Annotated in this window: 8 protein-coding genes and 1 riboswitch; of the genes, 2 read left to right on the top strand and 6 right to left on the bottom strand. The window is 47.4% G+C overall.

Features of this window, described 5'->3' with window-relative positions; genetic code table 11:
• Together hemA and glpX are read right to left on the bottom strand one after the other, a co-directional pair.
• A partial coding sequence (gene hemA / locus IQ235_RS11705) for a glutamyl-tRNA reductase (protein WP_264321644.1) occupies window positions 1-743 on the bottom strand: 743 nt, incomplete at its 3' end.
• Window positions 744-898: 155 nt separating this feature from the next.
• Window positions 899-1,936, bottom strand: coding sequence for a class II fructose-bisphosphatase (gene glpX / locus IQ235_RS11700; RefSeq protein ID WP_264321643.1), 1,038 nt, complete (start codon window positions 1,934-1,936; stop codon window positions 899-901).
• 244 nt (window positions 1,937-2,180) lie between these two features.
• On the opposite strand from glpX, the gene IQ235_RS11695 reads away from it, so the two are divergent.
• Window positions 2,181-3,254, top strand: a complete 1,074-nt coding sequence (locus IQ235_RS11695; protein ID WP_264321642.1) for a hypothetical protein — start codon at window positions 2,181-2,183, stop codon at window positions 3,252-3,254.
• Window positions 3,255-3,514: 260 nt separating this feature from the next.
• On the opposite strand, the gene IQ235_RS11690 is transcribed toward IQ235_RS11695, so the two are convergent.
• The 4 genes from IQ235_RS11690 to IQ235_RS11675 all read right to left on the bottom strand — a co-directional run bounded on the left by IQ235_RS11690 (window position 3,515) and on the right by IQ235_RS11675 (window position 7,315).
• A complete protein-coding gene (locus IQ235_RS11690) occupies window positions 3,515-4,873 on the bottom strand; it encodes a UDP-N-acetylmuramoyl-tripeptide--D-alanyl-D-alanine ligase (RefSeq protein WP_264321641.1) in 1,359 nt (452 codons plus the stop codon).
• A 122-nt stretch (window positions 4,874-4,995) separates the two neighbouring features.
• Entirely contained in the window at window positions 4,996-6,102 is a 1,107-nt protein-coding gene (locus IQ235_RS11685) for a DUF2135 domain-containing protein (protein WP_264321640.1), read from the bottom strand.
• A 124-nt stretch (window positions 6,103-6,226) separates the two neighbouring features.
• Window positions 6,227-6,955, bottom strand: coding sequence for a DUF429 domain-containing protein (locus tag IQ235_RS11680; RefSeq protein WP_264321639.1), 729 nt, complete (start codon window positions 6,953-6,955; stop codon window positions 6,227-6,229).
• A gap of 171 nt (window positions 6,956-7,126) precedes the next feature.
• Entirely contained in the window at window positions 7,127-7,315 is a 189-nt protein-coding gene (locus tag IQ235_RS11675; RefSeq protein ID WP_264321638.1) for a DUF4278 domain-containing protein, read from the bottom strand.
• Window positions 7,316-7,353: 38 nt separating this feature from the next.
• A riboswitch (Glutamine riboswitch) is annotated at window positions 7,354-7,412 on the bottom strand.
• Window positions 7,413-7,647: 235 nt separating this feature from the next.
• Between IQ235_RS11675 and IQ235_RS11670 the strand changes: the two genes are divergently transcribed.
• The coding region (locus tag IQ235_RS11670) for an MFS transporter (RefSeq protein WP_264321637.1) at window positions 7,648-8,566 on the top strand (919 nt) is incomplete at its 3' end.

Here is an 8,566-nt window from a genome sequence, read left to right as displayed (position 1 = left end):
ATATCGGAGGCAGCAACCACCGACATCATCTCGTCGAGAGAATGGAGTTGTAGCTGGGCATCGCTAAATCGATTGGCTAGCTCTTGGGCGCGTTTGGGCGATCGATTGAGGATGGCAATTTGAGTTGCCCCTTTGGCAATCAGATGCTGCACGAGCAATTTTGCCATTTTCCCCGCCCCGACAATGGCGACGCGACACAGGGATAGATTTTCGGCTTCGAGTTGCGCCAGTTCAACAGCAGCCGAACTGATGGATACCGCACCGGTACCGATACTGGTTTCGGTACGCACCCGCTTTCCGGCCCCGATGGCTTTTTTGAAGAGTTGGTTGAGGATGCGCCCAACCCCTTTATGTTGTTGGCCGAGTTTGTAGGTTTGTTTGATTTGGGCGAGGATTTGCCCTTCTCCTAGCACCAAACTTTCTAAACCCGCACCCACCCGCATCAAGTGCATCACCGCATCTTCGTGGAGCAAGATAAATAGATGCGATCGCAACTGAGACAGGGGAACTTGACTCGATTCGGATAAAAACTGGGTCACTTCGAGAACACCAGGTTCCGTCTCGCTCGTGACGACGTAAATTTCGAGGCGATTGCAAGTACTCAGAACGGCGACTTCTTCGATGTGGGGATAGCTTTTTAGCTGGGCGATCGCACTTTCAATTTGGGGTTCTGGGATACTGAGCTTTTCTCGAACTTCAACGGGGGTCGTTTTATGACTCAGACCAATAACAGCGATATTCATAAAATCGTGTTTTGTGAATTGTTTTTAAACGGCTTTTCGACTGTTTTTTTATGTTTTTTAAGTGCTATAACCGATTATTAAGATCTTAAAAATCGAGCCATTTGCAATCGTATATTTAGGGCTGGCAAATGACCCGAAACTTAATTGAAATCCGATTACTTCAACTGCAAATACTTGGGAGCTTCAGACAGATGAATGGTATCGACAAAACGAGCGCTCTTCGATTGGCTGGAAATGACCAAACTTTGCGTGCGCGCGCCGCCGTGGAAGAAGCGCACCCCTTCCATCAAGGTGCCGGGGGTAATCCCGCAGGCGGCAAACAGCACCGTTTCGCCACAGGCGAGTTCCTCGGCATTGTAGACGCGATCGGGATCGGTAATTCCCATTTCTTCCAAACGGGCGAGGTTACTTTCTTTGCTCTCACCGATCAGACCGGTTTTCACGATCGCCGGATCGTAAATCAGTTGTCCTTGGAAGTGTCCGCCCAAGCAGCGCATGGCGGCTGCGGAGATTACTCCTTCGGGTGCCGCACCAATTCCCATCAGGGCGTGAATGCTGGTACCGGCGAAGGCACAAGAGATAGCCGCAGAGACGTCTCCATCGCTAATCAGGCGTACCCGCGCGCCGGCGGCCCGAATTTCGGCGATTAAGTCTTTGTGGCGGGAACGATCCATCACCACCACCACCAATTCTTCGATCGACCGATCTAAGCAATCGGAGATGATTTTGAGGTTTTCCGTGGCGCTTTTGTTAATATCAACATGATTTTTAGCAGCCGGGGGCGCGGCTAATTTCTTCATGTAGAAGTCGGGGGCGGCGAAAAGTCCACCTTTTTCGGAGATGGCGAGTACTGCCATAGAACCGTTCTGTCCGTAGGCAACCAGGTTCGTACCTTCGCAGGGATCGACGGCGATATCGATTTCAACCAGTTCGTCGGGGTTGCAATATGTTTTGGCATCTGCTTGAGTACAAATCCCAACTTCTTCGCCGATATAGAGCATGGGTGCATCGTCCCGTTCCCCTTCTCCAATGACGATGCGCCCGCGCATATAAATCTTATTCATCCGCTCTCGCATGGCTTCGACGGCCACTTCGTCAGCGGTATCTTTCTCGCCTTTTCCCATCCATTTGGCACTGGCGATCGCTGCCTGCTCTACGACTTCAATAATTTCTAGACCGAGGGTTGCGTCCACGAAGTCTTTCCTCCGAACTGATTGTAATGTTTTATTTATCGGGCGTTCCCAGTGTATTAGTTTATCAGAGGGCGGATACCCGTGGAGATCGAGGTCTATCTGGATTTATGTTAAGTTTTGCATCTTTGCTGTATTTATTAATAAATTTGGATCTTCGAACATAAAGACGCTCGACTGTCGGAAACAAAGCTTATTTTTGAGGTAAAATATCTTATTTATTTAACTGAATTCAACTGGATCGATCGTGAAAGTTATTGATTTTAATCGACAGAGCGCAAAAATACAATTTTCGATCGATGAGTTAACGATTTTAAAAAATATTTTATTTGAGGCAAGCCAAAATCTCGATCTTTGCGATATTCAAAAACGTATTAACGATATCGATAAAGATGAAGTCGATCGACTGTTAAAGATAATTGAAATCGTCTATCCATATCGATTTTATCCAGATTCTACTATTCTCCACAATGAGAACTTAGTTCGACTCACTCAAATTACTGAAGAAGGCATAATTTTTAACTTAACCTATCGAGCGCTTATCGGCTTTCGAGGTTATATCAATGAATTATGCCATGGGATGTATGCGATTAAAGAAGCAGATTTTCAATCGAGAATTAGTTTTGAGAAATTTCGAGCTGTTTCTCTTCTTGACTCGATTAACATGGATGTCGTTAAAAAAATGGAAGAGGGAACTCCAAGTTTTCTGATATTTCATAGATGGATAGAGATAAAGAATTATCATTTAAATTTTTCAGAAAAACAAACGAAAGATCTTCCATTCGACTTAAACGTGAGAAGAAAATGTATTCTCAAACTCAACTCGAATTATCTCATGTTTTATATAAAAGGAGTTAGTCCTAAAAAACATCCAACGATGCTATATCATGGTGGACTTCTGATTGCCGTAAGTTCCGATTTGGAACAATATAGACTTTATATTAAATCGAGAGGACAAGCGATAAAATACGATCGGCTTATCCATTTAGTCGCATATCTTGAATTGGTGATAACCTCAAAATTAAACAAGGCCGATTTAGAAGAATATATATGGACGATCGGTACGCCTCAACAGACTCCTCTGTTTAAACTTCAAGTCATTCCAAAAGAATTCGGTGATAGAGAAGAGATGAAAATCAACTTCAAGTTGCTACCCAATAATCAAGAAGAAATTGGTAAAGGCGAACTCTTAGAGATTGAAGATACTGCGAGTGTCAGCGATATCAAACTCTTTATTTCATCAATTTGCTCCTTTATCTGCGAACTTGTCTCTTCTGTGAGCGATCGTCATTCTAAATATGGCGGCTTTAATGAAGTTTGAACCCAGCTTACTAGATCGAGGTAGGCACGGGGGCACGATCCCTACGGATTCTCTGATTTTTCTAACCCACTATAAGATTGAGAGATCGGGATTCCTAGGAATTGCGAATGATTTGGGTCGATCCGACTCCGAACCTATACCACTTTTATGCGGAATGACGATAACTCGAAAAGTATCGTGGCGATCGAATTTATTCACTTCGACCGAAATCGCGATCTGCAATGCCGTTTTTTCGCCGTTAATGGAAGGTAAAAAGAGTGTCAAGACGGATTATTTAGAAATCCCACAACGCGATCGAGCGCCACGGAATGAGACGCTTTGAATAACAATCGATCGCCAGGTTGGATGAAGTTTTGCAAGCGCGTTGTTAGCGTTTCGTGGGCATTGGCAGAAGTTGCATCTTCCCACTCGACGATCGCCACCCCTTTCGCCCCGGCTGCCATTGCTTCGGCTTCCGGGGGGTCGGCGAGGATAAAAAGTGCGTCGAGAGCGAGCTTTTGCGCCATCTCTCCCACTTGTCGGTGAAATTCGATCGATTTCTCTCCCAGCTCCTTCATCGTCCCCAACACCGCAATATGCCGCGTTCCTGGGGTTCGATCGAGCATTTTCAGCGCCGCCAACATCGACTCTAACCCGGCATTATAGGTTTCATCCAAAATCTCGATATCGTTGGCGAGTTGGTAACGCTTCGCCCGCCCATCGGGTAAACTCACCGATAATCCGGCTTCCAGAGGCGATAGATCGAAATCGAGGGCTGTTGCCACTGCGATCGCGGCGAGGTAGTTGAGGGCATTGTGTTCCCCAGATAGGGGTAAAGGATACTCGATGCCATCCACCCGCAGACGATCGCCATCGAGAAGTTCGCCCCGTATATCTCCCCCTTCTAACCCATAGGTGATGGTTTTGCCCTGCCACACCGTTGCTGCCGTTGCCATTAAGCGGCGATCGTCGTGGTTGAGGATGGCAATTCCCGTATCGGGCATTTCCGCAAGGAGTTCGCATTTCGCCCTCGCGATCGCTTCTCTCGAACCCAGCAATCCGATATGGGCCGTTCCCACGTTGGTAATAACGGCGATATCGGGGCGGGCGATGTGGGTGAGTTCGGCAATTTGTCCGGGCCCCCGCATGGCCATTTCAATAACGGCAAAATCGCAGGCGGGGGTAAGTCCGAACAGGGTTTTGGGAACGCCGATTTCGTTGTTGTAGTTGGCTTGGGTTGCCAGGACGTTGCCTTGGGTTCCCAAGACGGCGGCGATGAGTTCTTTGGTGGTGGTTTTGCCGACGGAACCGGTGATACCGATGATGGGAATCGAAAATCGATCGCGCCACCACCGGCCGAGGGTTTGATAGGCTTTGAGAGTGTCGCCGACTTGAAATTGAGGGATGGCGACATCGACAATGCGATCGACAATAGCGGCAGTTGCCCCGTTTTCGGCTGCGGTTGCCACAAACTCGTGTCCGTCAAACTTCTCCCCTCGCAAGGCGACAAACAGATTTCCCGGTTCGATGCTGCGGCTATCGGTGGTGATACCGCTACAAATGCGATCGGGATTTGGGGGAATACGTTCGGGCGATGGAACCCCAAGAATTTCTGCAAGCTGCGCGAGTTCGATCTGCATTGCCACACACTCCTGTTGCCAAAACCTTTACTACCAAAAATTCACGAAGCTGTCACTGATACTGACATTCGATCTTGAATTTTATCGGCGATCGCGCCACGTGAGTCGTTCGATTGCAGACTTTAGTACACGGCGGTGGGGAAGGTGACGAAATTATTGGATTCATCTACCGTTCCGGTAAAGGTTTCCGTGGTTCCTTGTACCGTGAGGGTGAGGGTAAACTCAATGGGTTCGGTGGCTTGTCCTTCCGTGGGGGTTTGAGAGGCCGGGCAGCGAGTATAGAGACTGATGGCGATCGCGTAACTGCCTTTTGGGGCCTTAGAAGGAGGCCAGAAAATATTCTCCACAGGGGTGGTTGTGGTACTCTCGCACAGTGCGTTTGCGTCTACGTCTAGCTTGCCGCCAGAATTGACTGAGGGGGTTTCAAAGCTGACGAGTTCTTCGTTGGGGTCGAGAATGGTCAAATCCAAGTCATCTGAGGTATTCCAGGAAAGGGTGGCTTGCAAGTCGCCGGTACCGAGTTGGGTAATCGCCATTAGGGAATAGACCCCTTTGTGTTCGCTATCGAACCCATTGACGACGATCGTGTAGATGCTGTTACTCTCTAACTCGACTTCCAATCTAGAGTTGGTATTCCCGTCGGCCACATCGTCATTTTCGCCGACGGTATTGCCTTCGGAATCCACCAGAAGCAAATAGGTATCGAATTCTTCACTTTTGACGTCAATAGAAATAGATTGTCCCGCCCTACCAACAAACGTGTAAGTATCGTAGAAACTGCCATCGGAGTCGAAGGTGGCATCGCCGTCTTCTAACTTACCGTTTTCTTGCAGTAAAATTGCAGAATTTATTGGAGTGGAGTCTTCAGGATTGGCTTCGGTGGGATTGGCTTCGGCCGGTTCGTTATCTGCGGGAATCGATTCTTCGGGATTGGCTTCGGTAGGATTGGCTTCGGCCGGTTCGTCATCTGCGGGAATCGATTCTTCGGAATTCGGCTCGGCGGGTTCGGACTCTTCGGGATTGGCTTCGGTTGAAGTTTGGGCGATCGAGAATTCTGCAGGTTTTGTGGCGGCAGATTTGGAAGTAGATGGCTTCAACGGGCGATCGAAAAGAGTTTCGGGTGACGAGCGATCGCGATTTTCTGCTCTGGTCGCAATACCCCAACTACTGCTTAATAGGGCGATCGAAAGGGCGATCGAACTCAAAAAACTCAATTGCCGCAGTTGCATAATATCGATTTAAATGGAGGATAGAACGTGCGCGATTTAGCAGGCTATTCAAGCTTCGCATCATACCATATCACATTATTGTTCGATCGTTCGAAATTTAGAGCTTTTCGCTTAAGTCAATTTTTTAATAATAGTGTATTGCCATTCTCAGACCTCGATCGTCAAATTCGACCGGGTCGGGGAAAGATTTCAAGCCACAAACAAGAGATTGATGGGATGAATATGCCAGAACTATTGCATCTAGAATGTCATCATCAGAAACTTCTTTTTTGAGAGAGCTATTTCTAATTTTTGTGAATAACTTTTGACTTTCAGCAATTGGGTCTGTTAACAACTTAAGGCGCTGCTGCTTTCCCGCATCGGTCTTTTTTTTATGAGTCAGTGACTGTTCTTGATTCAGCTTCCAGAAAAGAAGTTCGGGATGACTTTCTAAAATGCGATCGCCTAACTCTGGCTGTTGTTGAAAAATCTCATCAATTTGTCTAATTTTGGCAGTGATATTCCACGACTGAATCGATATTTTTTTACCCGTTTGTGCTTGATTGATCTGACAAGCATTTTCGTACGAGTTCGCATATATTGCCGCACGAACGGGAGGGGAGAAAACCGATGATGAATACGATCGACCTAAGGTTTTTCGTAGGAGGCGATCGCAAGTTCGAGAAGATTCGAGATCGCCTAAACCAATGGGAATATCGATAAAGGTTCGACGGGAACTTTTCAAGAGATCGATAAGCTGCAAGCGATCTCGAACAACTCGATGGTTCCAGCTTTTTCCATCCCATGAAACCACCAACCATCCTCCACGACAGCCATCAACTCCTAATACTAAATTTTGGGTCTCGATTTTCATTGAATTTCGCCGAATTTCGCCACACTGAAGACACTAAAAATAGTGGCATGCGATTACCCCAAGCCACTCCATCGATTTCTTCAATCGAATAAAAAAATAAAAAATTGGGGCAGATTTAACGAACCTACCCCAATTTCATTTAAGCTTCAAGTTGCCGAAACTCAAGCAATTCTAAACCGCCTGATAATCAGTTCCCCGATATTTCAGTTTTAGATGGGTCTTTAGCCGTTGTAGTAAAGGCGGCCGGTCTTCATGCAGCTTACAAGGAACTCCCCGGTATTTCCCCATAATTTCAGGTGTGGGAGCTGGCGCAGACATCGAGTTTTTCTCGTAGCGAACACCGCGATAACAGAGCTTCATCGTTTTATGTCTCCAAAAAAACAACTGTTTTGGTTTGCGGTGCGTTCCTTCGGGATGATTCCCTACTTCCGTCCCTCCTGTGGAGTGGATGAACGATTTGCTTCTGTATCTATTGTTACCGTTTTGAATTTAGATGTCAAGAGAAAAGCAAAAAAACCGTAAAAAACCACAAAAGTTTACAGAGTCCTGGAGGGAGTTGTAAGATTGGGGCGATCTATGGGGTCTCGAACCCCTTATTGTGCGTACAGTTGCCAAAGAGTCACGATCGATCGAGAGATCGATTTGACTTCTCGTTAGTTTAGAAGAGCCTTAAATTTCATACAGCGCACATTATGCGGATTTTCCTCATTGTCTGGCTGGGACAAATCGTGTCCCTTTTAGGTTCGGGTTTAACCGAATTTGCTTTGGGTGTGTGGGTGTACCAGACTACAGGGTCTATTACGCAGTTTGCCCTGATTTCGCTGTGCATTCATCTTCCCAATATCATTGTTTCCCCCTTTGCCGGGGCGATCGTCGATCGATGGGATCGTCGCTGGGCGATGATTCTCAGCGATTTGGTCACGGGTGTGGCGGCGATCGTCGTTTTCATTTTAGTTTTGCAGAACCGATTGGAAATCTGGCACATCTATGTCGGGGTCGCCATCAGTTCGGTTTTTAACGCCTTCCAGTGGCCCGCATACCTCGCAGCGATCGCCCAACTCGTCCCCAAGAAAAATCTGGGTCGTGCCAACGGCATGGTTCAGGTTGCCGGAGCCGTTGCCAAAATTTCTGGACCCATCGTTGCCGGATTTTTGTTGCTTGCCATCGAGCTAAAAGGGGTGCTGCTAGTCGATTTATGTACCTTTGTCTTTGCGGTCGTCACCTTGCTGTGCGTCCGGTTTCCGAAAGTCGAACGCACCTCAACCTCGTCGGAGAAGGTCAATCTCGATCGGCTGTGGCAGGACGTCGTGTCGGGTTGGAATTACATTATCCAGCGACCGGGTTTGCGAATCCTGACCATGTTCTTTGCCATCAGTTACTTCTCTGAAGGAATGCTGCAAGTGTTGTTTTGGCCGTTCGTGTTAGACATCGCCTCTGAAAGCGAACTGGGAATGGTGCTGTCGGTGAGTGGTTGCGGAATGTTACTCGGCAGTGTCGCCATTGGTGCCTGGGGCGGCCCAAAACGCAGAGTGTATGGAATTTTGGGCTTCGTTTCTCTGCAAGGACTGTTTTTGTGTTTTGGAGGAATTCAGGCTTCGGTGATTGGGGCGG

Origin of the sequence: Zarconia navalis LEGE 11467, assembly GCF_015207075.1 — a bacterium.
GTDB classification, from domain to species: Bacteria; Cyanobacteriota; Cyanobacteriia; order Cyanobacteriales; family Geitlerinemataceae; genus Zarconia; species Zarconia navalis.
Note: the sequence above shows the minus strand (reverse complement) of the source record. Positions and strands in the feature narration are given on the sequence as shown.